This is a genomic window from Rudaea sp., assembly GCF_057139185.1.
In genome coordinates this window covers 25,024-48,409 of sequence record NZ_DBNHDN010000039.1, presented here as the reverse complement: position 1 = coordinate 48,409, position 23,386 = coordinate 25,024, and the positions used below count along the sequence as shown (strand labels likewise).

At 66.3% G+C, this 23,386-nt stretch carries 22 protein-coding genes; 12 read left to right on the top strand and 10 right to left on the bottom strand.

The annotated features are described in order from the left end of the window. Window positions 1–14 precede the first annotated feature (14 nt). A complete protein-coding gene (locus AC16HO_RS13395; RefSeq protein ID WP_395643182.1) occupies window positions 15–917 on the top strand; it encodes a PhzF family phenazine biosynthesis protein in 903 nt (300 codons plus the stop codon). Here the strand turns inward: AC16HO_RS13395 and AC16HO_RS13390 are convergent. Beyond that, the gene (locus AC16HO_RS13390; protein WP_395643183.1) at window positions 898–1,815 is read right to left on the bottom strand and encodes a DMT family transporter; all 918 of its coding nucleotides are present in this window, start codon (window positions 1,813–1,815) and stop codon (window positions 898–900) included. The two genes, AC16HO_RS13395 and AC16HO_RS13390, sit on opposite strands and share 20 nt — an antisense overlap. Before the next feature lie 96 nt (window positions 1,816–1,911). Between AC16HO_RS13390 and AC16HO_RS13385 the strand changes: the two genes are divergently transcribed. The 5 genes from AC16HO_RS13385 to AC16HO_RS13365 all read left to right on the top strand — a co-directional run bounded on the left by AC16HO_RS13385 (window position 1,912) and on the right by AC16HO_RS13365 (window position 6,907). After that, window positions 1,912–2,844: a LysR family transcriptional regulator gene (locus AC16HO_RS13385; RefSeq protein ID WP_395643184.1), complete on the top strand. Its 933-nt coding sequence runs from the start codon at window positions 1,912–1,914 to the stop codon at window positions 2,842–2,844. Between the two features lie 71 nt (window positions 2,845–2,915). Beyond that, a complete protein-coding gene (locus tag AC16HO_RS13380) occupies window positions 2,916–3,740 on the top strand; it encodes a TetR/AcrR family transcriptional regulator (protein ID WP_395643185.1) in 825 nt (274 codons plus the stop codon). Further along, complete coding sequence (locus tag AC16HO_RS13375; protein WP_395643186.1) at window positions 3,721–4,698, top strand: HlyD family secretion protein; 978 nt, start codon at window positions 3,721–3,723, stop codon at window positions 4,696–4,698. The genes AC16HO_RS13380 and AC16HO_RS13375 overlap by 20 nt, the downstream gene beginning before the upstream one ends. A 134-nt stretch (window positions 4,699–4,832) precedes the next feature. After that, the gene (locus tag AC16HO_RS13370; protein ID WP_395643187.1) at window positions 4,833–5,777 is read left to right on the top strand and encodes an ABC transporter ATP-binding protein; all 945 of its coding nucleotides are present in this window, start codon (window positions 4,833–4,835) and stop codon (window positions 5,775–5,777) included. Further along, window positions 5,774–6,907, top strand: a complete 1,134-nt coding sequence (locus AC16HO_RS13365; protein ID WP_395643188.1) for an ABC transporter permease — start codon at window positions 5,774–5,776, stop codon at window positions 6,905–6,907. Before AC16HO_RS13370 ends, AC16HO_RS13365 begins: the two co-directional genes overlap by 4 nt. Before the next feature lie 15 nt (window positions 6,908–6,922). On the opposite strand, the gene AC16HO_RS13360 is transcribed toward AC16HO_RS13365, so the two are convergent. Beyond that, window positions 6,923–8,359: a serine hydrolase domain-containing protein gene (locus AC16HO_RS13360; RefSeq protein ID WP_484335543.1), complete on the bottom strand. Its 1,437-nt coding sequence runs from the start codon at window positions 8,357–8,359 to the stop codon at window positions 6,923–6,925. 344 nt (window positions 8,360–8,703) lie between these two features. Between AC16HO_RS13360 and AC16HO_RS13355 the strand changes: the two genes are divergently transcribed. The 6 genes from AC16HO_RS13355 to AC16HO_RS13330 all read left to right on the top strand — a co-directional run bounded on the left by AC16HO_RS13355 (window position 8,704) and on the right by AC16HO_RS13330 (window position 13,904). After that, window positions 8,704–9,588 (top strand): RsiV family protein, encoded by an 885-nt coding sequence (locus tag AC16HO_RS13355; RefSeq protein ID WP_395643190.1) that lies wholly within the window; start codon window positions 8,704–8,706, stop codon window positions 9,586–9,588. A gap of 10 nt (window positions 9,589–9,598) precedes the next feature. After that, the gene (locus AC16HO_RS13350) at window positions 9,599–10,087 is read left to right on the top strand and encodes a DUF456 domain-containing protein (RefSeq protein WP_395643191.1); all 489 of its coding nucleotides are present in this window, start codon (window positions 9,599–9,601) and stop codon (window positions 10,085–10,087) included. Window positions 10,088–10,214: 127 nt separating this feature from the next. Beyond that, complete coding sequence (locus AC16HO_RS13345; protein ID WP_395643192.1) at window positions 10,215–10,988, top strand: SDR family oxidoreductase; 774 nt, start codon at window positions 10,215–10,217, stop codon at window positions 10,986–10,988. 14 nt (window positions 10,989–11,002) lie between these two features. Further along, entirely contained in the window at window positions 11,003–12,379 is a 1,377-nt protein-coding gene (locus tag AC16HO_RS13340; protein WP_395643193.1) for an aldehyde dehydrogenase family protein, read from the top strand. A gap of 45 nt (window positions 12,380–12,424) precedes the next feature. Further along, a complete protein-coding gene (locus AC16HO_RS13335; RefSeq protein WP_395643194.1) occupies window positions 12,425–12,967 on the top strand; it encodes a DUF924 family protein in 543 nt (180 codons plus the stop codon). A 34-nt stretch (window positions 12,968–13,001) separates the two neighbouring features. After that, entirely contained in the window at window positions 13,002–13,904 is a 903-nt protein-coding gene (locus AC16HO_RS13330; RefSeq protein ID WP_395643195.1) for a LysR family transcriptional regulator, read from the top strand. 24 nt (window positions 13,905–13,928) lie between these two features. Here AC16HO_RS13330 and AC16HO_RS13325 read toward each other — a convergent pair whose 3' ends face one another. From AC16HO_RS13325 to AC16HO_RS13290, 8 genes are all read right to left on the bottom strand, one after another. Next, complete coding sequence (locus tag AC16HO_RS13325) at window positions 13,929–14,321, bottom strand: GFA family protein (protein ID WP_395643196.1); 393 nt, start codon at window positions 14,319–14,321, stop codon at window positions 13,929–13,931. Beyond that, window positions 14,318–14,992 (bottom strand): PAQR family membrane homeostasis protein TrhA, encoded by a 675-nt coding sequence (gene trhA, locus AC16HO_RS13320; protein WP_395643197.1) that lies wholly within the window; start codon window positions 14,990–14,992, stop codon window positions 14,318–14,320. The genes AC16HO_RS13325 and trhA overlap by 4 nt, the downstream gene beginning before the upstream one ends. Window positions 14,993–15,036: 44 nt before the next feature. Further along, entirely contained in the window at window positions 15,037–16,053 is a 1,017-nt protein-coding gene (locus tag AC16HO_RS13315; protein ID WP_395643198.1) for an LLM class flavin-dependent oxidoreductase, read from the bottom strand. A gap of 108 nt (window positions 16,054–16,161) precedes the next feature. Beyond that, window positions 16,162–17,361, bottom strand: a complete 1,200-nt coding sequence (locus AC16HO_RS13310) for an efflux RND transporter periplasmic adaptor subunit (protein ID WP_395643199.1) — start codon at window positions 17,359–17,361, stop codon at window positions 16,162–16,164. Continuing rightward, on the bottom strand, window positions 17,348–20,554 hold the full coding sequence (locus AC16HO_RS13305; RefSeq protein ID WP_395643200.1) for an efflux RND transporter permease subunit: 3,207 nt from the start codon (window positions 20,552–20,554) through the stop codon (window positions 17,348–17,350). The genes AC16HO_RS13310 and AC16HO_RS13305 overlap by 14 nt, the downstream gene beginning before the upstream one ends. A 203-nt stretch (window positions 20,555–20,757) precedes the next feature. Continuing rightward, on the bottom strand, window positions 20,758–22,176 hold the full coding sequence (locus AC16HO_RS13300) for a HAMP domain-containing sensor histidine kinase (RefSeq protein WP_395643201.1): 1,419 nt from the start codon (window positions 22,174–22,176) through the stop codon (window positions 20,758–20,760). A 10-nt stretch (window positions 22,177–22,186) separates the two neighbouring features. Beyond that, window positions 22,187–22,867, bottom strand: a complete 681-nt coding sequence (locus AC16HO_RS13295; RefSeq protein WP_484335542.1) for a response regulator transcription factor — start codon at window positions 22,865–22,867, stop codon at window positions 22,187–22,189. Between the two features lie 50 nt (window positions 22,868–22,917). Then, the gene (locus tag AC16HO_RS13290; protein ID WP_395643203.1) at window positions 22,918–23,367 is read right to left on the bottom strand and encodes a hypothetical protein; all 450 of its coding nucleotides are present in this window, start codon (window positions 23,365–23,367) and stop codon (window positions 22,918–22,920) included. Between the last annotated feature and the right edge of the window lie 19 nt (window positions 23,368–23,386).

Genomic DNA, 23,386 nt, shown 5'->3' with positions numbered 1-23,386 from the left:
AGCAATCCAAGCACATGAACAACGTTGATCCGGTCGCGCTGCGCTACCTGCAAGTGGATGTTTTCTCGGAACGCGCCGGCGGTGGCAATCCACTTGCCGTTGTCTTCGGCGCGGAAGCGTGGGGCGATGCCGACATGCAGCGTTTCGCCAGGTGGACCAATCTGGTCGAAACCACTTTCGTGCTCGCACCGAGCGACGCGCGCGCGAGCTATCGCCTGCGCATCTTCACGCCGTCCAGGGAAATCCCGTTCGCCGGCCACCCGACCATAGGCAGCGCGCATGCCGCGCTCGAAATCGGCCGCGTGCAGGCGCGCGACGGCGAGCTGATTCAGGAATGCGGCGCGGGCCTGCTGCCTGTACGCATCGATGGCGAAGGGACGTCCAGACGTCTATTTGTCCAGGCGCCGGCGGCGCGCGTGTTGCGCAGCGGCGCTGACGATGCGCTGCTGCGCGCGGTGCTTGGCGATACGCCGCTCGGCGCGCTGCCGCCCGCGTTCATCGAGGGCGGGCGTCGCTGGTGGGTGGCCGAGCTCGCCGACGAGGCCTCGTTGCGCGCGTGGAAGCCGGATCATGCGGCGATCCTCGCGCTCGCGCGCGCGGGCGACAGTCTCGGCCTGTGCGCTTTTGCGCGCGCGGGCGGCGCCCCCGACGACTATCAGCTCGTCGTGCGCGCATTCCCGGCCGGCGTCGGCATCGTCGAGGACCCCGCCTCCGGCGCGGCGAACGGATTGATCGCTGCCTATATCGCGCAGCGCGAGCCGCAGGGTGCGCTCGCGCGCGGCTATCGCGTCAGCCAGGGCCGCGAAATGGGTCACGACGCCACGATCGACGTGCGCATCGACGGCGGCGATGCGGTCTGGGTCGGCGGGCGGTCGCACACCATTATCGACGGCGCGCTCAGGACGCGCGTGGCATAGCGGCTTCGCGCGTCGCCAGCCGGACGCCGAATGCAGCGAGGGCGAAGCCGGCCATCTTGGCCAGGGTCAGCGCATCGCCAAGCACGAAGTAGTTCATGATCGCGGTGACCGGCGGCACCAGGAAAAACAGTGCGGCCACGCGGCTCGCGGCGCCACGCCGCAGCAACACGAACATCAGCGCGAACCCGACCAGCGAATTGACCACGATGAGCCAGCCCAGGCTGCCGAGAAGCGCCGTCGAGGCGTCGAAACGGAAACCTTCGTGCAGCGCGAATGGCAGCAGCAGCACGGTCGCGCTGGCCTGCTGGATCGCGAGCCCCGCGCATGGATCGACGTCGACCGCAAAGCGCTTCTGGTACACCGTGCCTGCGCCGATGCCGGCAAGGCCAAGCAGCAGCAGCGCGTAAGCGATCCACGGCGCATCGTTGCTGCCGATGCGGTCGGCGACCGCGAGCGCCACGCCGGCGGCGCCGAACGCGAACCCGAGCCATTGGCGCGGCGCCAGCGCTTCGCCGAGCGCTCGCGAAATCAGCGCGGTCGCGATCGGGGTCATGCCGATCACGAGCGCGGCGATGCCGACGTTGACGTCGAGGGCGACGGCGACGTACAGCGCGCCGAACGACAACGCCAGCGACAATGCGCCGGTCACCGCGCTGTGCAGCACCGCGCGGCCGCGCGGCCATGGCGCGCGCGCGAACAGGGCCAGTGCCGCGAGCAGCACGGCGGCGCTGCCGAAGCGCAGCACGAGCAAGGTAAGCGGCGCCGCATGCGCGAGCGCGAGCTTTGCTGCCGGGTAGCCCGTGCACCAGAGCAGCACGAATGCGCCGCCGAGCAGCGCGGTCGGCGGCGCAAGCTTCGGCGCGGAAACGGCGGCCAGCGGTGGCATTTCGAGTTTCATTGCGACGTTCCGATCTCCAGTCGCGGGCAGGATAGGCGCGCGCGAGTTCGCGATAAACGGGATAGAATGCAATGAACTATTGTGGAATCTGCAATAATGGACCGGTTCAACGAAGTCGTGGCGTTCGTCGAGGTCGCACGTCGGCGCAGTTTCGCCGCCGCGGCACGCGAGCTCGACTGGCACGTCTCCGCGGTCAGCCGCGCGGTCGCCGCGCTCGAGAAGCGGCTCGGCGTGCGCCTGCTGCAGCGGACCACGCGCAGCGTCGCGCCGACCGAGGCCGGGCGCGCGTATTTCCAGCGCTGCGAAACTCTGCTCGGCGAGTTCGATGGCGCCGACGCCGCGGTACGCGATCTCGGTTCGACGCTGACCGGCACGTTGCGCGTCAGCCTGCCGAGCGGCTTCGGCCTGACCCATATCGCACCGGTGCTCGACCGTTTCCTCGCCGCGCATCCGCAGTTGCGGCTCGACCTGGATTTGTCCAACCGCTTCGTCGACCTGGTCGAGGAAGGTTTCGACCTGGCCCTGCGCATCGGCGAGCTTGCCGACTCGCAGCTGATCGCGCGGCGGCTTGCGCCGAACCGGCAGATTCTCGTCGCCAGCCCCGGCTACCTTGCGCGCCGCGGTGTGCCGCGGCGGCCGCAGCAGCTCGCCACGCACGACTGCCTCGTCCATGTCGGCGGCACGTTTCCGCCGGGGCGCTGGGAATTCGTGCGTGGCGATGCGCGCTGCGCACACGACGCGAACGGCCCGTTGCGCTCGAACAACGCGCTCGCGCTGCTCGCCGCTTGCCGCAGCGGCGTCGGCATCCTGCTCGTCGCCGAGGTGCTCGCCACGGACGATCTGCGCAGCGGCAAGCTCAAGCGCGTGCTGCCCGGCTGGTCGACCGCGGCGCGCGATGTTTACGCCGTCTACCCGAGCGCGCGCTTCGTGCCGGCCAAGGTGCGCGCGTTCGTCGATTTCGTCGCCGCCCACCTGTCCGCCGCGATGCCGCAGGCGGGACGCGGGGCCGGCGACGCCGACCGCCGCTGAAGCAACCGTCGCGCGTCGCGCTGCCACGACCGCGATTGAAATTAATTAACTATTCAATTATTATCCTTTCCATGCCCGGCAGAATATCCGCGAAATCGACGAGGCTGACCGCCGCGAGCAAGGCGAAGGCGATACGGCCGCGCGCGGCAAAGGCCGTTGCCGCGGCGCCGCGCGGCCCCGGGCGGCCGAGCGCAGCGGCGGGCATCGACCAGCGCCTGCGCCTGCTCGACGCGGCGATCGCGCTGTTCGGCGAACGCGGCATCGCGGCGACGCCGCTGCGCGAGATCGCACGCCGCGCCGGGGTCACGCCGGCCCTGCTGCACTACTATTTCGCGAGCAAGGACACACTCGTGCAAACCGTGCTCGACGAGCGCATCGCGCCGTTCATCGCCGTGTCGGTGGCGCCGCTGCGCGAGCCCTTGCCGAGCCCGCGCGCCACCCTGCGCCGCTTTGTCCAAACGCACATGCGCAACATCGCGGCCAATCCATGGATGCCGCGACTGATGGCGCGCGAGGTACTCAGCGAGGGCGGCGCGCTGCGCGCGCAGATGCAGGCGCAGTTCATGGCCACGATCGCGCCGATGGCGCTGTACCAGATCGCCGCGGCGCAGCGTCGCGGCGAAATCCGCAACGACCTGCAGCCGCTGCTGCTCGGTCTGTCGCTGATCAGCCTCGTCGTGTTTCCGTTCGCCGCGCTGCCGGTGTGGCGCGGCATGGCCACGGCGATGCTCGACGGCGTCGCCGCCGGCAAGGCGCAGACCCTGCGCACCTGGGCCAGAACGAAGGCCGCGCAGCAGCCCCTCCTGGAGGACGGCGTCAACGAGGCGCTGATCGCGCACACTCTGACCGTCATCGACAGCGTACTGGAGCCGATCCATGCGAAACCGAAACGCTAGTCTGTTCATCTGCATCGTCGCCTTGTCCGTCGCCGGCTGCGCACGCGAAAACGATGCCGGCGCGCTGCTCGGCACGCTCGAATGGGATCGCATCGCAATGCCCGCCGAGGTGTCCGAGCCGATCACGCAGATCCTGGTCAAGGAAGGCGAGCATGTCGCTGCCGACCAGCTGTTGCTCACGCTCGATCCGCGCCGCACGCAGGCGCAGGTCGACGCGGCGCAGGCCGATGTCGCGCGGCTCACCGCGGCCCTCGACGAACTGCGCCACGGTGCGCGCATCGAAACGATCGACGCTTCGCGCGCGGCACTCGCGCGCGCGCAGGCCGGCGCGGTCAACGCGAAACTCGCGCGCGACCGCGCGGCCGAAATCCGCAAGCGCGGACTCAACAGCCAGGCCGATCTCGACAACGCCGATGCCGCGCTGCGCCAGGCCAACGCCGAAACGAATTCCGCACGCGCCAGTCTCGACGAGCTGCTGCACGGCACGCGCGTCGAGGACGTCAGCCAGGGCGAGGCCGCGCTCGCGCAGGCCCGGGCACAGCTCGCGCAATTGCAGGTTACGCTGTCGCGCCTGAGCGTGCGCGCGACCCGCGCCGGCCGCGTCGATTTGCTGCCGTACAAGCTCGGCGACCGCCCCGCGCAAGGCGCAAGCTTGGTCAGCCTGCTCGTCGGCGACGCGCCGTATGCGCGCGTCTACGTGCCCGAGACCTTGCGTGCGAACCTCACGCAGGGCGCGCGCTTCAAGGTCAGCATCGACGGTGCCGCCGCGGCGTTCGACGCAACCGTGCAGCGCATCGCCAGCGAACCGACGTTCACCCCGTACTACGCGCTCAGCGGCGACGATGCGAGCCGGCTCGCCTGGCGCGCGGAGTTGCTGCTCGATGCCACGGACAAGACGAAGGAGTTGCCCGCGGGCCTGCCGTGCCGCGCGAGTCTTGCCGAAGAAAAAAAGCGTTGAACACAGATTTGCGCAGATAGAGAGCCGATCAAAGCGGATGTTGCAAAGGAAAATATGATCACTTTTGTTCTATCCGCTCTTATCCGCGGCAATCCGCCTTTTAACTGCGTTCAGCGCTTTTGCTCCTCCCGCACATGACTGAAAGCAACGCCATTGTCGCGCGCGGCCTGACCAAGAAGTTCGGCGGGCTCGTCGCGGTCGATCACGTCGACCTCACCGTGGCACGTGCGCAGGTCTACGGCTTCCTCGGGCCGAACGGCTCGGGCAAATCGACGACGATTCGCATGCTCTGCGGCCTGCTCCTGCCGACCAGCGGCGACATGCGCGTGCTCGACTGCACGATTCCGCGCGACGCCGAGGCGCTCAAGCGGCGCATCGGCTACATGACGCAGAAGTTCTCGCTCTACGATGACCTGAGCGTGGTCGAGAACCTCGATTTCGTCGCCGCCGTGCACGAGCTTTCGCGCAGCGACGCGAAGCAGCGCATCGAGGAACTGCTGCAGACGTACTGGCTGACGCAGCAGCACGACCAGCTCGCCGGCACCATGTCGGGCGGGCAGAAGCAGCGCCTCGCGCTCGCCGCGGCAGTGCTGCACAAGCCCGAGCTGCTGCTGCTCGACGAGCCAACCTCCGCGGTCGATCCGCAGTCGCGGCGCGAGTTCTGGGATTCGCTGTTCGCGCTCGCCGACGCCGGCACGACGATCCTCGTCTCCACGCACTACATGGACGAGGCCGAGCGCTGCCATCGTCTGGCCATCCTCGACCGCGGCCGTCTCGTCGCCGACGGCAGTCCGCGCGAACTCTGCGCGGCGCTGCCCGGCAGCGTGCTGCTGATCGAATGCGCAAACCCGCGCCGCGCGCAGCAGGCACTCGAAGGCGATGTCGCGATCGTGTCGATGGCGCAGATCGGCGCGCACTTGCGGGTGCTCGTGCGCTCAGGCGCGCAGGCGCGCACGGCGATTGCTGCGAGGCTGCAGCAGCAAGACATCGAGGCGCATGTCAGCGAAGTCGAAGCCAACCTCGAAGACGTGTTCGTCGTCGCCACGCAGAAGCCGCAACGCGAGGCCGCGCTACAATGAACCTGCGCCGCCTGTTTTCCATTGTGCTCAAGGAACTGCGCCAGTTGCGCCGCGACCGGCTCACGTTCGCGATGATCGTCGGCATCCCGACAATGCAGCTGCTGCTGTTCGGCTATGCGATCAACCTCGACATCCGCCACCTGCCCGCGGCCGTGCTCGATCAGGCGCAGACGGCGCACGCGCGCGAGGTCACCGCCGCGCTCGCGCAGACCGACGTGATGGATTTCCGCTACCGGCTGCGGACACCGCAGGAACTCGACGACCTGATCCGTGCCGGCAAGGTCAGCGCCGCGCTGGTGATCCCGCCCGACTTCGAGCGGCGCCTGGCCGAGCAGGCCCTGCCGCGCCCGCCAGCCGACCCGCGTGCGTTCGTGCGCCCGCCGTTGCAGATCGTGGTCGACGGCTCCGACCAGGTCGTGCAGCAGGCGGCGGCGCAGCTTGCTCTGCTGCCGCTGCAGAAGTTGCTCGATCCGACCACGGCGGCGCCGGTGAAAAATGTCGAGATCGTGAATTTCTACAACCCGGCGCGGCTCGCGCCGGTCAACACCGTACCCGGCCTGATCGGCGTGATCCTGACCATGACGATGGTGTTGTTCACCGCGATGGCGATCGTGCGCGAGCGCGAGCGCGGCAACCTCGAATTCCTCATCGCAACGCCGGTTTCTCCGTTCGAACTGACGCTGGGCAAGGTGCTGCCTTTCGTCGGCATCGGCCTAGTGCAGGTGACCGTCGTGTTGCTGCTCGGCATGCTGATCTTCCACGTGCCGATCCGCGGCACGCTGGCCGATGTCTACGGCGCGGCGCTGGTCTTCATCGTCGCCTCGCTGTCGCTGGGCGTATTCATCTCGACGCTGGCGAAGACGCAGTTCCAGTCGATGCAACTCGCGTTCTTCACCTTCCTGCCGCAGATCCTGCTGTCGGGCTTCATGTTCCCCTACGCGGGCATGCCGCGGCCGGCGCAATACCTTGCGGAAATCTTTCCGATGACGCATTTCATCCGCCTGATCCGCGGCATCATGCTGCGCGGGGCTCATCTCCGCGAACTGTGGCCGGAGTTGGCCGCGCTCGCCGCGTTCTGCGTCATCACTCTGACGATCGCGGTGCTGCGCACACGCAAGCGGCTCGATTAGGCTCGCAAATTTCGGCTATGGATTTCGTTTCGATTCCGCTTTCGCTTTTTCGACCGTCAAAGCGAGCGCTGGCCAACCCGCAAGCACGTCCGAACGCGGATCCTGATTGGCCAGTTCCATGACTGCATATGGCGAATCCTGATTGGCGAGTACCACGACCGTATACGGTGAATCGAGGAGCAGATACAAATGCGTGCTGACGCCGGGAAATCCGCCGCCGTGACCAACCACGGGGCGGTCGAAAACATCTTCGATCTCCATCGCCAGGCCGTAGTGCTCGCTCGTGCGCCAAGGCTTCGTCATCTCGGCGAACACGGCTTTGCTCACGAGTTTGCCGTTGCGCAAGGCGTCGGCGAAACGGATCAGATCATCGGCGGTCGAAAGCGCTCCGCCCGCCGGGGTGCCGACAAGACCCATACCAGGTTCGGTTGCATGCCAGTCGAGCGACCGACCTTTCTCGGTCATCTTCGTGTATGGCGTGGCCAGCAGCGAGCTGGTATGCGGGATATTGTTGGGGTCGCTGTTCGTCATCCCCGCGACGGCGAAGATGTGCTTGCGCAGGTAGTCGGGATAGTCCTCGCCTGAGGCTTTCTCGACAATCGCGCCAACGAGCGCAAGGCCGGCGTTGCTGTAGTCCCACTTCGTGCCTGGTTCAAACAGCGGTTCGTCTTTATCGAACAGCGGCATGATCTCCGAAGCACGTTTGATCCCTTCTTTCACCATGGCCGGCGTAGCTTTGCGGAGAAAATCACCCATGCCTGCGGTGTGAGACAACAGCATGCGCATCGTCACCTTGTCGCGCACGGACTGGTTCGGATAGTCGGGGAAGAACTTTCCGACGTTGTCGTCCAGCGTCATCTTGCCTTGATCGACGAGCTGGCCGACCGCGGCTGCCGTGAACATCTTGCCCATCGATCCGAGGGCGAATTGAGTCGAGCCGGTGATCGGTGTTTTCTTCTCGCGATTTGCGTAACCGCCGCTCGCGCTCGCGATGACTTGGGTGCCGCGTGCGACGCTGACGATGCCGGAAAACAATCCGAGTTTTGCGCGTTGGGCGACGATGCTTTTCACCTGCGTCGCGAGTGCGCTGTCGCTCAAGTCCTTTGGCAGGGCCGATTCCGCGGGCATGATTGGCCAGATGCCGGCATTCATGATTTTGCCGGAGGCGTCGGCATCGAACTTCATCTGATACCAGATGCTGGTTTTCAAACCGACCATAGACCATTCAACCGCCTGATCTTCCGAGCGCTTGATTTCGGCGACGCGGTAGCCGCCGTTGAGCGAACAAGTTTCGGCTTCCTGTTGCGCGATCGCATCGACAGGAGCGTGCTTTGCGGTTTCGACGGACAGATGCGCGAGCGTCCAGGCCTTGATCTTCACAGCGTCGTGCGTTCGGCAGACTTTCAGCCATCCGTCCGCCAGCCGCCCCGGCCCGGTGTCGGGCAGGCGCACTTCGAGCTGTGGCCCGGCCGCGGTGGTTGATGCGACGGTCAGGAAAAGTACGCAAGCGGCAAACGTGAGAGAAAGATATCGAATGCCCATGCATCAGTTCCTTCCGGCGAGATTCGCGCCGCCTGCGCGTTGCGATTCCCACCATCCTATCAGCCTGAAACGTATGGCGAAAAACATTGCCGTGACGGTGCGTGGCGCAGGCGCCGCGAGGCTGCGAATGGGTGAGAAGCGTTGCTTTTGCGTTAAGAATTTCTAAGCGCCTTGTCAATTCAATAGGGATGCGTGGAATGCAGACGTTGCAACGACTACACTGCGTCGCCGCCGTATTGAAATTCGCCGTGTCCATGACGTTTTCCCCGATACTTCGCGCTGCGTCGCGAAGCCTCAAACTTGCGCCGTTCCTTGCCTTCGTCCTCGCCTGCGCAGCTTGCAGCCAGGCACCCGCGCCTGCTCCTGCCGCACAGCCCCAATCGTCGGCACCGTCCATTCCGCGCATCACCGACAAGGTCGAAGCCGCCGGCAGCGACGGCGTCGAGGTCGACGCGCGCTATCCGTCCATGCGCAGCGAGCTCGCCCCGCTCGACGCCGCAATGCACGCCTACACGCAGGCGCAGCAGGCCGAACTCGCCACGCGCATCAAGAAGCTCAAACCCGAAGCCGAGCGCGCCGAGCGGCCGGGCAAGCTCGATCTCGATTTCACCATCGCCACCCAGACCGTCGCCTTCGTCAGCGCGCTCACGCAGGGCCAGGCCGATGTCGGCGACGGCAAACCGACACCGTTGCGCGCCACGTTCACCCAGCATCTGGGCAGCGGCAAGATCGTCGCGTTCGGCGACCTGTTCACCGATCCGGCGGCCGCGCTGAACACCTTCAGCGAAGAAGCGCGCCGCCGCCTGTACGCCGAATACGAGGCGCGCCTGTACAACCAGAACCTGCCGCAGGCCGAACTCACCGCGCGGATGAAGGCGATGCACGCGCTGGTCGACAAGGGCACCGAGCCCAAGGCGGAAAATTTCGCCGCATTTCTCGTCGACGGCGTCGACGGCAAGGCGATCGGCATCACCCTGATCTTCGCACCCGGCCAGGTCGCCGCCGAGACCGACGGCGCGCAGCAGATCGAGGTGCCGGTGAAATTGTTCATCGATGCGATCAAGCCGGAGTACCGCGACGCGTTCGACAAGGACAGCGCAACGCCGTCCGCGCCGACCCCGGGCTCGGGCCCGCACTGAACGCCACGACATGCCGACCGAGCAAGCACTGTATTTCGCCCTCAGCGCGATCCTGATCCTTGCCGGACTCGCCGGCACCGTCGTGCCGGCGCTGCCCGGCGTGCCGCTGGTGTTCGCAGGCATGCTGCTCGCGGCGTGGGCCGACCACTTCCAGCACGTCGGCACGTTCACCCTGATCGTGCTCGGCGGCTTGTCGCTGCTGGCGCTGGCGATCGATTTCGTCGCGGGCCTGCTCGGCGCCAAGCGCGTCGGCGCGAGCCCGCATGCGATCTGGGGGGCGATGATCGGCACCGTGGTCGGCCTGTTCTTCGGCCTGCCCGGGATCGTGTTCGGGCCGTTTCTCGGCGCGGTCGCGGGCGAATTGCTGGTCGGCAGCCGATTGGATCGCGCGGCACACGTCGGCGTCGGCACCTGGCTCGGCCTGCTGTTCGGCACGCTGGCGAAGATCGCGCTGTGCTTCACCATGCTCGGCGTGTTCGCGCTGAGTTTCATGCTCTGACCGCGGCGGCCCGATCGCAGTCGTCGGATTGGTCGGAAATCCTGGATGATCCATCCACGCCGCGCTGTCCAATCCGCACTTGCGTGCCAACTAGAATCGGGATCCCCGCAACGACACGGAGATTCCCATGGCAGACCATTCCATAAAAGGCAAAGTCGCGCTCGTCGCCGGCGGCGCGAAGAACCTCGGTGGTTTGATCGCGCGCGATCTGGCGGCGAACGGCGCGAAAGCTGTCGCGGTCCATTACAACAGCGCTGCAACGAAGTCCGAGGCAGAGGCCACCGTGGCCGCGATCAAGGCGGCCGGCGCGAAGGCCGTGGCATTCCAGGCGGATTTGACGAGGGCGGCTGCGGTCGAGAAATTGTTCGCCGATACCGTTGCCGCCATCGGCCGGCCGGACATCGCGATCAACACCGTCGGCAAGGTGCTGAAGAAACCGATGGTCGAGATCAGCGAGGCCGAATACGACGAAATGACCGCGGTGAATTCGAAATCCGCGTTCTTCTTCCTCAAGGAAGCCGGCAAGCAGGTCAACGACAACGGCAAGGTCGTCACCCTGGTGACGTCGCTGCTTGGCGCCTACACGCCGTATTACGCCGCCTACGAAGGCACGAAGGCGCCGGTTGAGCATTTCACCCGCGCGGCGTCGAAGGAGTTCGGCGAGCGCGGCATCTCGGTGACGGCGGTGGGCCCCGGGCCGATGGATACGCCATTCTTCTATCCGGCCGAAGGCGCCGACGCGGTGGCCTACCACAAGACGGCCGCGGCGTTGTCGAAGTTCTCCAAGACCGGCTTGACCGACATCCACGACGTGGTTCCGTTCATCCGCTTTCTCGTCTCCGACGGCTGGTGGATCACAGGCCAGACCATCCTGATCAACGGCGGCTATACGACGAAATAGCGGGCTATGCCGCGATGGCAAACCGATTCCAGCTTCTGTTCGATGCGCAGCGCGAGCATTTTCTCGGCGACGCGACCAAGTCGTACGAATGGCGCATCGATCAGCTCGACCGCATGGAGCGCATGCTGCGCGACCATCAGGACGAATTCTGCACCGGGCTGTATCGGGATTTCGGCAAGCCGCCGTTCGAGCAGTTGTTCGAGATGACCGTGCCGTCAGGCGTGATCCGGTACTATCGCGAACACTTGAAGGAGCTGATGGCTCCGCAGCCGGTGCCGATCCCGCGGGGATTGGAAGCGACCGGCAATCGTGGCGTCATCTACAAGGAACCGTACGGCGTTACGCTCGTGATCGGTCCGTTCAACGCGCCGATCCTGCTGCTGCTCGACCCCGCCATCGCCGCGCTCGCCGCCGGAAACACGGTGATCCTCAAGCCGGCGAACACCACGCCGGCCACCGCCGCGCTGCTGCAGAAATACATCGGGCAATACTTCGCGCCGGAAAATGTCGCGGTGGTGACGGGCGGGCGCGAGGAGATCGCCGATCTGCTGCAACTGCCGTTCGATTTCATTTTCTTCACGGGCAGTTCCTCGGTCGGCAAGGTCGTCATGCGCGCGGCGGCGGAGAATCTCACGCCGGTGCTGCTCGAACTCGGCGGGCAGAATCCCACGATCGTCGACGAGACGGCCAACCTCGACATCGCTGCCGATCGGATTGCCTGGGGGCACAATGCGATTTCCGGACAGTGGTGCATTGCACCGGGTTACGTCTGCGTGCACGAACACGTCGCAGACGCGTTCATCGGCAAGCTCAAGGCGTCCATCGTCAAGATGTATGGTGAGGATCCGCAGCAAAGCCCCGACTTTGCGCGCATGATCGGCACGCACGACGCTGCGCGCGTCGTTTCGTATATCCTGCCGCACAAGGTCGTGCATGGCGGGCGCAGCGATATCCAGGCGCGCTACGTCGAGCCTACGGTACTGTATCCATCGGCGTGGGACGATCCGGCGATGCAGCAGGAGGTGTTCGGCCCGGTGCTGCCGGTGTTGGCCTATCGCGATCTCGCGCAGACCGTCGGCATCATCAAGCGTCGACCGAAGCCGCTGGCAGCCTATGTCTTCAGCAAGAACCCGAGCACCATCGACTTCGTGCTCGGCAGCCTGTCGTTCGGCGGCGGTTGCGTCAATCAGACCAACCTGCATTGCTGGATCGACAGCCTGCCGTTCGGCGGCGTCGGCTACAGCGGCATGGGCAAGTATTACGGCAAAGCCGGGTTCGACGCGCTGAGCAATACCAAGGCGATGCTGATCGGCAATCCCGATCTCGAGCTGGATGTGTTCCCGACGTATGCCGGCAAGGACATCGCGAAGAATTTGAGCGTGTTTTCCTGAAAGCGACCCACGATCGATGGCCAGTCCTGTTCCCGCGAACGCTGCATGACTCACTCGTCCGCCGAAGAGATCGTCCGGTTCTGGAAGAACGCCGGCCCCTCCCGCTGGTTCACCAAGGACGCCGACTTCGACCGGCAGTTTCGCGCTGCATTCCTGGATGCCCACCTCGCCGCGGCGCGGCGCGAGCTCGATCACTGGCAATCGAACGCCATCGGCAGCCTGGCGCTGCTGATCCTGACCGATCAATTCCCGCGCAACGCCTTTCGCGGCACTGCGCAGATGTACGCGACCGATGCGCTCGCGCGCCATTTCGCGGCCAGCGCCACCGCGGCGGGGCAGATGGAAGGGGTCGAGCACGATTTGCGCGTCTTCTTCTGCCTGCCGTTCGCGCATTCCGAAGCGCTGGCCGATCAGGACCGCTCGCTCCAACTGCATCTGGAACTCGGCGAGCCATGGTTGTCGCACGCGCGCCGGCATCGCGACATCGTCCGGCGTTTCGGCCGTTTTCCGCACCGCAACGCCGTGCTCGGTCGCGAAACGACGCCGCAGGAACGGGCCTGGCTGGATGAAGGCGGTTTCTCCGGGTGATATCTTGGGCAAAGCCCGGAGAAAGCGCATCGGAATGGACACGCTCGATCAATACCGCCTGTTCGTCCGCATCGCCGAGATGGGCAGTTTCATCAAGGCCGCGAACGCGCTCGACCTGCCGCGTGCGTCGGTGTCGGCGGCGATCCGGCAGCTCGAAAACGCGCTGGGCGTGCGCCTGTTACACCGCACCACGCGCGAGGTGACGATGACCGCCGATGGCGCCGCACTGCTCGAACGAGCGCGCGGGCTGCTCGCCGACGCCGACGCCGTCGTCCAGCTCTTCCAGACCGAACCGCGACGCGTCTCCGGACGTTTGAAGGTGGACGTGCCGAGCCGCATCGCACGCCGCCTCGTCGCCCCGGCTTTGCCGGAGTTCCTGCAGCGCCATCCGCACCTGCAACTGGCCCTGGGCTCCAGCGACCGCCAGATCGACCTCGTGCACGAAGGTGTCGACTGCGTCGTGCGTATCGGCAGCCTGCACGACAGCAGCCTCGTCGCCCATCCGCTCGGGCGCCTGGCCCTGATCAATTGTGCCAGTGCCGTCTACCTGCGCAAGTTCGGCATGCCGCGCAAACCCGAGGATCTGAAACACGGGCATTGGATGGTCGGCTATGCCTCGCCTGCGACCGGGCGCGAAACGCAGTGGGAATTCGAAACCAGGCAAGGCGAAAAACACCTCGCGGTGCCGAGCCGCGTCATCGTCAACAACGCCGAAAGTTATATCGCCTGCTGCCAGGCCGGCCTCGGCCTGATCCAGGTACCCCGTTATGACGTGCAGCATCTGTTGCGCAGCGGCGAGCTCGTCGAAGTGATGCCTGCACATCGCGCCGCCGCGATGGAGGTATCCGTGCTCTACCTGCATCGCGCGCAACGTTCGCGCCGCCTCGTCGCGTTTGTGGAGTGGTTCGAAGCGCTGATGCGACCGCATCTGGATTGAGCGGCCTCCTTCGTGTCGCAAGATTCAATGCGACAGATGCGCAATCGCCGCGGTGGCCGCGTCGCGATCGGCGTCGTCGAACGCCTGCACGTCGACGGCGTCGATCGTCGCCGGATCAAGGCAGCGCACGTTGACGTCGAAACCGTCCGGGTTCGAGCGCGGGATGTAGAACGACTTGATGCCGCAGTCACGGCAGAAGCGGTGCTTCGCGGTTCCGGTGTTGAAGGTGTACTCATTCAGCGCGTCGGCGCCGGCGCGCAGGCGGAAGCGCGCGGGTGGCACGATCAGGTGCAGGAATCCCGCCATGCGGCAGATCGAACAGTTGCAGTCGAGCGCGGCGATGCGCGCGGGCGCGTCGACTTCGAAGCGCACCGCGCCGCAGTGGCAACCGCCGCGGTGGGTAACGAGATCGCTCACGCGCGCGCGGGAACGACGTAGCGCAGGATCGAGAAATACTGCATCGCGCTGCCGGCCAGCACGAACACATGCCAGATCGCGTGGTGATAGCGCAGCGACTTCATCTTGTAGAAGATCACGCCGAGCGTGTATGCCGCGCCGCCGCCGAACAGCAGCCACAGTCCCGCGGGGGCGAGTGCGGCGACGAGCGGCTTGATCGCGGCTATGCCGACCCAACCCATGCCGATGTAGAGCGCGACCATCGCGCCACGATAGCGCCGCAGGTGGGTCAGTTCGAACACCGTGCCGAGCACGGCGAGTGACCAGACGATCGCGAACAGGCTCCAGCCCCAGACTCCACGCAAGGTGATCAACACATACGGCGTGTAGGTACCGGCGATGAGCAGGAAGATCGCGATGTGATCAAACGCGCGCAGGCGCGGGCGTGGCGGCGCGGTACCGTTCGCGTGCTGGATACCGGCGCCGTGGTACAGCGTGGAGGCGAGATAGAGCACGATCATGGTCGCGCCGTACACCGCGCAGGCAATGGTCGCATGTGGCGCCGAGCGCGCCTGCGCGGCAGTCAGGAGGACGGCTGTGCCGGCGACGGCGAGGATGATGCCGAGGCCGTGGGTCAGCGTGTTGGCGATTTCCTCGCGGTCGGTTTGCACGGCGGCGATCGATACATTCATCGCGCGACCTTAACCCACGTCGCGTTTGAAATACAGCCGCGGCGTCATGTCGCAGCGACCTCGGCGAGGATTTCGAATGAACGCAGGCGCGCGGCATGGTCGTGGATCATCGCGGTGACGATGATCTCATCGGCTTGCGTGCGCGCGAGGAAATCGGCTACGCCCTTGCGTACCGTGTCGGCGGCGCCAACAACCGAACACGATAGCGACTGTTCGAGCACCGCCTTCTCCGGCATCGTGGCAACCATGCCGATGTCTTCGATCGGCGCCGGCAATCGTCCCGGCGCGCCGCGACGCAGATTGAGGAAGGCCTGCTGCAGGCTCGTGAACAGACGCCGTGCTTCGTCGTCGCTGGCGGCGGCGAACACGTTGAGTGCAGCCATCGCATATGGCTGCGCGAGCGTAGCCGATGGCTTGAAGCGATGGCGGTACAGAGCGAGCGCATCGTCGAGTTCGACCGGCGCGAAGTGCGAGGCGAACGCGAACGGCAGGCCGAGCGCGGCGGCGAGCTGCGCGCCGTACAGGCTCGAACCGAGGATCCAGATCGGCACCCGCGTGCCTTCACCCGGAATCGCGCGCACCGGTGCCGGTGCGGTACCGGATTCAGGCACGGCGAAGTACGCTTGCAGTTCGAGCACGTCCTGCGGGAACCGGTCGACGTCGCCAGCGAGATGGCGGCGCAACGCCACCATCGTGCGCTGGTCGGTGCCCGGCGCGCGGCCGAGACCGAGGTCGATGCGGTTCGGATGCAGTGTCGCCAGCGTGCCGAACTGTTCGGCGATGACCAGCGGCGCGTGGTTCGGCAGCATGATGCCGCCTGCGCCGACGCGGATCGTGCGCGTGCCCGCAGCGACGTGGCCGATCACCACCGAAGTCGCTGCGCTCGCGATGCCGGGCATGTTGTGGTGCTCGGCCAGCCAGTAGCGGCGGTAGCCGAGGCGCTCGGCGTGCCGTGCGAGATCGAGTGTGTTCGCCAGCGACTGTGCGGCACTGCCGCCCGCGCAGATCGGCGCGAGGTCGAGGATGGAGAGCGGCGCAGCGGCGCAACGAAGGTCGGACATGGAGTGAACGAAACCAGCGGTGGATGCCTGGGAGATTCGGCCGGCGCCCCCGTTCTTCAATCCCCGCGATTCGCCGGGACCGCGCCGATGCGCGCGGTCGGCTGTGGCTCAACCTTTCCTGCCCTTCGCGTTGCCGTTCTCGGCGACCTGGGCCTTGGTGGTTCCGGCGATACGCACTTCGCTGCCGGTGACAACGCCGTCGGGCGGGTTCTCGATCACCCGATCGGTCGCCGCGAGACCGGAGCCGATCTCGACGACCTTGCCGAGATCGCGTGCGATCGTCACCGGCTTGACCACGACCTTGTTGTTCGCATCGACCGTGGCCACGCTCATGCCCCGGGCGTCGATGATCAGCGCGCTGCCGGGAACGCTGAGCACGTTGGCCTTGCCCTTCACGTCGAGGCGCACGCTGGCGTAGCCGCCGGGCAACAGTTCGCCGTCGGGATTGTCGACGAGCAGTTGCATCTGTGTCGTGCCCGACTGCACGTTGACCGCCTGCGAGGATGCCGCGACTTCGGCCGTCCAGGTCTTGCCCGGATACTCGGGTACGCTCAACGTCGCCTTGGTGCCGGGCGCCACACTGGTCGCGTAGTTCTGCGGCACGGCGAGGTTGACGCGCACCTTGTGCGTGTCGGAGACGACGAACAGTTCCGAACCGGCCGCACTGCCGGCGTTGATCAGCGCGCCAACATCGGTGTTGCGCGCGGTGACGGTGCCGTCGAACGGCGCGGTGAGCCGGGCGAAGCCCTTCATCGCGACGAGGCGCGCCACATTTGCCTGCGCCGAATTCGCGCCGGCCTGCTTGGCGGCGAGGTCACCGGTCTTCTCATCGACGTCTTGCCTGGCGACGACGTTGGTCTTGCCCAGCGTCTGCCAGCGTTGCGCGGTCGTGCGCGCGAGCGAGGCGTTCGCCTGCGCGGTGGCGAGGTCGGCGCGCGCCTGCGCGAGTTGCTGGTCGAGATCGGGCGTTTCCACTTCGGCGAGTACGTCGCCGGCCTTCACCTTTGCGCCGATATCGTACTTCCACTCGCGGACATAGCCGGGCACGCGCGCGTAGATCGGCGCGCGTTGCCAGGCTTCGATGCGACCGGGCAGTTCGAGGCCGGCCGCGTTCGCCGCGGCCGACGGCGGATTGACCGCGACCGTGGGCAACGCCTGCGCCTCGGTCCAGTCGTGCAGACGCTGCGACTCGGCGGCACGCGTGGCGATGCCGTAGACGACGATCACGGCGGCGATCAGCGCGGCTGCGATACCGGCCAAGCGCAGGCCACGGCGTGGCGTGGATGGGATGGGATCAGGCTGTGGCATGGGACTCTCCGAACGAAACTCGCGGCGCCGGCTTCTCACCGTGCCGCCGATGAATGATGCTGAACACGACCGGGACGAAGAACAGCGTGGCGATCGTGGCGAACACGAGACCGCCGATCACCGCGCGGCCGAGCGGCGCGTTCTGCTCGCCGCCTTCGCCGAGGCCCAGCGCCATCGGCGCCATGCCGATGATCATCGCGAGCGCGGTCATCAGCACCGGACGCAGGCGCACGAACCCGGCCTCGAGCGCGGCCGCGGTGGCATCGCCGAGTTCGTCGAGCTGCTCGCGCGCGAACGAGATCACGAGCACGCTGTTCGCGGTCGCCACGCCCATGCACATGATCGCGCCGGTCAACGCGGGCACGCTCAACGTGGTGTGGGTGGCGAACAGCATCCAGACGATGCCGGCCAGCGCCGCGGGCAGCGCGGTGATGATGACGAACGGATCGCTCCACGACTGGAAGTTGACCACGATGAGAAAGTAGATCAGCACGATCGCGCCGGCGAGACCGAACAGGAGGCCCGAGAATGCGCCGTTCATCGTCTTCACCTGGCCGAGCAGGACCACGTTGGCGCCCTTGGGCACATCCTTCGCGTTGGCGTCGATGATCTTCTGGATGTCCGCGGCGACGCCGCCGAGGTCGCGGTCCTGCGTGGTCGCGTAGATCTGCACGAGCGGGCGTATGTCGTATTCACTGAACACGCCGTTGACCTGGGTACGGTTGATGTCGGCGATGCCGCCGAGCACGGCGGTGGTGCCGCCGGGCGCGTTGATCGAGAGGTTGCGCAGCTTTTCCAGCGAGTCGAGTCTGTACTGCGGCGTCTGCATCACGATCGGATAGGTCACGCCGTTGGCCGGGTTGAGCCAGAACGTCGGCGCGACCTGGCTCGACCCGGCGAGATTGACGACGAGGCTCGAAGTCACGTCGCGCGTGGTCACGCCCGCGTACTGTGCGCGCGTGCGGTCGACGTCGACCTTGAGCGCCGGCGCGCGGCCGGTCTGCTGGATGCGCGCGTCGGCGATGCCGGGTATGCGCTTGATCTGCGCAAGCAGCTTGTTCGCGTAGGCGAAGTTCTCGGCGAGGTTGTTGCCGCGCACCTGCAGATCGATCGGCGCAGGCGCACCGAAGTTGAGGATCTGGCTGACGATGTCGGCTGGCAGGAAAGCGAAGGTCATGCCGGGGAAACGCCGCGGCAGTTCCTCGCGCAGGCGGCGCAGGTAGTCGGCGGTCGGCGCGTGGCCTTCGGCGAGCGCGACCTGGATGTCGCCATCCTGTTCGCCGATCGTGCCGGTATTGTTGTAGACGGTGTTGATCGAGGACAGGAATGGCGCTCCGACGTTGTCTGTGATCGTGTTGATTTCACGCGCCGGGATGATCTCGCGGATCGCCTGCTCGACCGCGGCGAAGCGCGCCGAGGTTTCCTCCACGCGCGTGCCGACCGGCGCGCGCACATGGATCGACATCTGGCCCGCGTCGACGAACGGGAAGAAGTTGCGGCCGAGGAACGGCACCAGCAGGAACGAAGCGGCGACCGAGAAAAGGAAACCGCCGACGAACGCCCGGCGATGCGCAAGCGCGAGGCCGAGCAGGTCATGGTAGCCCGCACGCATGCGCTCGAAGCGGGCCTCGAAGCCGCGCTGGAAGCGCACCAGTGGATTGCGCGACGGCGGCAGTCGTGCGCCGTTGCCGTGCTCGCCGGCATGCGCCGCGTGCGGGCGCAACAGGTAGTTCGCCATCGTCGGCACCAGCGTGCGCGAGAGCAGGAACGAACACGCCATCGCCGCCATTACCGCTTCGGCCATCGGCACGAACAGGAAACGCGCGATGCCTTCGAGGAAGAACATCGGCACGAACACGATGCAGATGCACAGCATTGAAACCAGCGCCGGCGTGGTGATCTGCTGCGCGCCGTCGACGATCGACGTGCGCACGTCCTTGCCGTGTTCGAGGTGCCAGTTGATGTTCTCGATGGTCACCGTGGCGTCATCGACGAGAATGCCGACCGCGAGCGCGAGGCCACCCAGGGTCATGATGTTGAGCGTTTCGCCGAGCGCGGACAGGATCATGATCGCGCCGAGGATCGACAGCGGAATCGAGATCGCGATGATCGTCGTCGAGCGCCACGAGCCCAGGAACAGCAGGATCATCAGGCTGGTCAGCACGGCCGCGATCACGCCTTCCTTGGCCACGCCGCCGATCGCATTGCGCACGAAAACGGACTGGTCGCCAACTGCCTTGACCACGAGCGCCTCGGGCAGCGACGGCTTGACCTCCTCGAGCATCGACTTGATCCCGTCCACGATCGCCAGCGTCGAGGTCGCGCCGCTCTTGAGCACGTTCATCAGCACCGAGCGGCCGCCGTCGACGTGGACGATGTTGGTTTGTACCGCGTTGCCGTCGCGCACATTGGCTACGTCGCGCACGTACACCATCGCGCCGTTGACCGCCTTGATCGGCAGCGCGGCGATATCCTTGAGATCCGACGGCGCGTTGTTGAGGTTGATCGCGTACTCGAACGCGTCGATCTTCTGCGCGCCGACCGGCGTGAGCACGTTCTGCGCGGCAAGCGCGTTGGCCACATCCTGGCCGGTGAGCCCGCGTGCCTGCAGCGCCGCCGTGTCGAGGTCGATCTGCACCTGGCGCGCCTTGCCGCCGAACGGATACGGGATCGCCGAGCCTTCGACCGTGACCAGGCGCGTGCGCAGCGAGTTCATCGCGAGGTCGGCCAGGTTGGCTTCGGTCAGGCCCTTGCCCGACAACGCGAGTTGCAGGATCGGCACCGTCGAAGCGCTGTAGTTGAGCACGAGCGGCGGCGTCGTGCCGGGCGGCATGTTCTTCACCATCGTCTGCGATGCCGCAGTTACCTGTGCGTTCGCCGTGGCGATGTTGACGCCAGGATGGAAGTAGATCTTGACGATGCCGAAGCCGGTATACGAGTTCGCCTCGATGTGCTCGATGTCGTTGACCATCGTGGTCAGCGCGCGCTGGAACGGCGTGGTGATGCGTCCGGCCATCTGGTCCGGCGGCAGGCCGGTGTACTGCCAGGCCACGCCGATCACCGGAATGTTGATGTTCGGGAAAATGTCGGTCGGCGTGCGCAGCGCGGCGAGCGGACCGATGATGAGGATCAACAGCGCCAGCACGACGAACGTGTACGGACGCGACAGCGCGATGCGGACGAGGCCTTGCATGGACGAAAACACCCTGGGACAGAAACTTGCCGAGGCAATTATGCTGTCACGCCGCCGGTTTTCATCATTGCGGTTATGAAGAATTGTTTAGATGGGCAGGGCCGATGCGTCCGCGACGGCATCAAACGCCCGAGCCGACAAGGATTTGCAGCGCAACTTCCACTGCATGAAATTTCGTTCATGCCGGCCACGATGCGCCCGGATCATGCCGGGTGCCGGCAATACAGGCTCATGCGCGTGCCCGGCGGCGCGTCGGCGTCGGCGATCTCGAAGCGGTAGTCGTGCAGTTTGACGATCGCCGAGACGATGGACAGGCCGAGGCCGAAGCCGGCCGGCTCGCATTCGTGTTCGTTGCGACAGGTCCTGGTGCGATAGAAACGGTGCAGCACCGCTTCGCGCTCGGCGGCGGGGATGCCGGGGCCGCTGTCGATCACGTCGATGCGTGGTCCGGTTTTCTCCTCGATCGCGCGCAGCACGACGCGCCCGCCATCCGGGGTGAACTTGATCGCGTTGTCGACGAGGTTGGAGATCGCCTCGAACAGCAGGCCGCCGTCGGCGTGCACGCTGGCCAGGTTTGCGGGCAGTTCGAGCGTGAACGCGATGCGCTTGTTCTCGGCCAGCGGCGAATAGAGCTCGTGCACGCGGGCGAGCTTCTCGCCGAGGTCGACATCGCCGAAGCCGGCGCGGCGTTGCAGGTCCTCGAGTTCGGAGATGCGCAGCAGTGCGCGGAAACGGTTGAGCAGGTTGTCGGTGTCGGCGATGCAGCGCTCGATCGTCGCGGCGTGCGCGTCGTCGGCCGGCGTCTCGCGCTGCAGGCGATGGAGTTGCGCGCGCAGGCGGGTCAGCGGCGTGCGCAGGTCGTGGGCGATGCTGTCGGACACGCCCTTGACCTCGCCGAGCAGGGTTTCGAGGCGGTCGAGCATGCGATTGACGATGCTCGCGAGCATGTCGACCTCGTCGCGTCGCTCGGAGATCGGCAGGCGCACGCCCAGGCTCCCGCGCATGATCGGCGCGACCGCGGTCTCGATGCGGCGCACGCGCTGGAGCGAGCCGCGCGCGAGCAGGAAGCCGCCAAGCACGCCCGGGATCAGGGTCAGCGACAACGCCCAGATGAAGCCGTTGCGGATGATGATGCCGACGCGGTCGATCACGTGGGTGGTGCGCGTGAGCACGATGCGCTCGCCGCCGCCGAGTTGCAGCGCGACGCCGCGGCTTGGCCCGGTGTGTTCGCCGTCAGTGCGTACGACGCCGTGCGCGAGCGCGTGGATGCCGCCGTCGACCGGCAGCTCGGGCGGCTGCTTGTCGAGGTTGCCCGCGACGTAGCGACCGCTTGCGTCGAACAGGCCGAAGCTCATCACGCCGCGCAGGTCGATCGCCGCGGTCGTCGCCAGCGCGGTCGGCAACTTGTCCTGATCGAGCGTGGACAGGTAGGCAATGCGTTGTTCGAGGATTTCGTCGACGACGCGCTCGAGATAGTGGTAAGTCTGCCAGCTGATCAGCGCGACCAGCAGCACGGTCCAGACAAGGAAGAAGGCGCCGTAGAGCAGGATCAGCCGCGCCGTGCCCGAACGCCAGTGGCCGCCGGGCGACTGCGCGGTCGCGGGAGTCTCGGGCCGGATCATGCGCACCGCTTCAATCGACGCCGCCGATGCAGTAGCCGCGACCGCGCACGGTGTGGATCAGCGGCGGCAGGCCTTCCGGGTCGACCTTGCGGCGCAGGCGCGCGATGTGCACGTCGATCACGTTCGTGCCCGGATCGAACGTGTAACCCCACACGCTCTCGAAGATCATCGAGCGCGTGAGCACCTGCCCCGAGTTGCGCATGAGAAATTCGAGCAGCCGGAATTCGATCGGCAGCAGTTCGAGTTCGGCATCGCGGCGTTTCGCGGTGCGCGTCATCAGATCGAGGTCGAGGTCGCCGATCGCAAGATGGGTTTCCGGCGCCGCCGCACGCCGGCGACGCAGCAGCACCTCGACGCGCGCGGCCATCTCGTCGGGCGCGAACGGCTTGGTCAGGTAGTCGTCGCCGCCCGCGCGCAGACCGCGCACGCGCGCGTCGACGTCGGACAAAGCGCTGATCATCAGCACCGGCGTGTCGATGCCGGCGCGGCGCAGCTCGGTGACGAGAGTAAGGCCGTCGACCTCGGGCAGCATGCGGTCGAGCGTGATCGCATCGTAAGCGCCGGTCAGCGCGCGCTTGAGGCCTTCGCGTCCGTTGCCAACGCTTTCGACCTCGTTGCCGTTGTTCGCAAGCTCGGTGACGATCTCGCGCGCGGTCAGCGCATCGTCCTCGATCGTGAGTATCTTCGCCATGCCGGCCAGCATAGCGCGGCAGCATGGCGAAGAAAATTGCGCGGATGGGGTTACTTAGCGCGCGTGATCGTGAACTTGCCGAACGAGATGCCGATGTCGACGCCCTCGCCGGCTCCGGACAGCGCGAGCGTGGAAGTGCCCTTGGTCAGCACCTGCGCAGTGCCCGACTTGACCAGCCCGGCATTGGCTTCGCCCTGCGCGTAACTGCCGAACAACTGATCGGTACTCGACACTTCGGCGAACTTGCCCTTGCCGTTCTCGACCTTGTACTTGCCGGCGGTGAGGCCGCCACCGACCGCGGTTATGTGCACTCTGAAGCTCTTGCCGTTGTCGCAGGTGATCGTGCCGCTGCCTTCGGCGTGCTTGTAGATCGCCGCCCAGCCGGACAGGTTGAAGCGCATCTCGCAATCGATCTTGCCGGCTGCTTCGGCGTGCGGGACAGGCAAGCCCATCGATGCGGCGGCGATCAGGGCGAGGGCAACCACATGGCATGTACGCATGACTTTCTCCTTGCGCTGA

Bases quoted from the DNA above. Each gene is read 5' to 3' on its own strand.
- AC16HO_RS13395 (WP_395643182.1), top strand. From the start codon at position 15: ATGAACAACGTTGATCCGGTCGCGCTGCGCTACCTGCAAGTGGATGTT.
- AC16HO_RS13390 (WP_395643183.1), bottom strand. From the start codon at position 1,815: ATGAAACTCGAAATGCCACCGCTGGCCGCCGTTTCCGCGCCGAAGCTT.
- AC16HO_RS13385 (WP_395643184.1), top strand. From the start codon at position 1,912: ATGGACCGGTTCAACGAAGTCGTGGCGTTCGTCGAGGTCGCACGTCGG.
- AC16HO_RS13380 (WP_395643185.1), top strand. From the start codon at position 2,916: ATGCCCGGCAGAATATCCGCGAAATCGACGAGGCTGACCGCCGCGAGC.
- AC16HO_RS13375 (WP_395643186.1), top strand. From the start codon at position 3,721: ATGCGAAACCGAAACGCTAGTCTGTTCATCTGCATCGTCGCCTTGTCC.
- AC16HO_RS13370 (WP_395643187.1), top strand. From the start codon at position 4,833: ATGACTGAAAGCAACGCCATTGTCGCGCGCGGCCTGACCAAGAAGTTC.
- AC16HO_RS13365 (WP_395643188.1), top strand. From the start codon at position 5,774: ATGAACCTGCGCCGCCTGTTTTCCATTGTGCTCAAGGAACTGCGCCAG.
- AC16HO_RS13355 (WP_395643190.1), top strand. From the start codon at position 8,704: ATGACGTTTTCCCCGATACTTCGCGCTGCGTCGCGAAGCCTCAAACTT.
- AC16HO_RS13350 (WP_395643191.1), top strand. From the start codon at position 9,599: ATGCCGACCGAGCAAGCACTGTATTTCGCCCTCAGCGCGATCCTGATC.
- AC16HO_RS13345 (WP_395643192.1), top strand. From the start codon at position 10,215: ATGGCAGACCATTCCATAAAAGGCAAAGTCGCGCTCGTCGCCGGCGGC.
- AC16HO_RS13340 (WP_395643193.1), top strand. From the start codon at position 11,003: ATGGCAAACCGATTCCAGCTTCTGTTCGATGCGCAGCGCGAGCATTTT.
- AC16HO_RS13335 (WP_395643194.1), top strand. From the start codon at position 12,425: ATGACTCACTCGTCCGCCGAAGAGATCGTCCGGTTCTGGAAGAACGCC.
- AC16HO_RS13330 (WP_395643195.1), top strand. From the start codon at position 13,002: ATGGACACGCTCGATCAATACCGCCTGTTCGTCCGCATCGCCGAGATG.
- trhA (WP_395643197.1), bottom strand. From the start codon at position 14,992: ATGAATGTATCGATCGCCGCCGTGCAAACCGACCGCGAGGAAATCGCC.
- AC16HO_RS13315 (WP_395643198.1), bottom strand. From the start codon at position 16,053: ATGTCCGACCTTCGTTGCGCCGCTGCGCCGCTCTCCATCCTCGACCTC.
- AC16HO_RS13310 (WP_395643199.1), bottom strand. From the start codon at position 17,361: ATGCCACAGCCTGATCCCATCCCATCCACGCCACGCCGTGGCCTGCGC.
- AC16HO_RS13305 (WP_395643200.1), bottom strand. From the start codon at position 20,554: ATGCAAGGCCTCGTCCGCATCGCGCTGTCGCGTCCGTACACGTTCGTC.
- AC16HO_RS13300 (WP_395643201.1), bottom strand. From the start codon at position 22,176: ATGATCCGGCCCGAGACTCCCGCGACCGCGCAGTCGCCCGGCGGCCAC.
- AC16HO_RS13295 (WP_484335542.1), bottom strand. From the start codon at position 22,867: ATGGCGAAGATACTCACGATCGAGGACGATGCGCTGACCGCGCGCGAG.
- AC16HO_RS13290 (WP_395643203.1), bottom strand. From the start codon at position 23,367: ATGCGTACATGCCATGTGGTTGCCCTCGCCCTGATCGCCGCCGCATCG.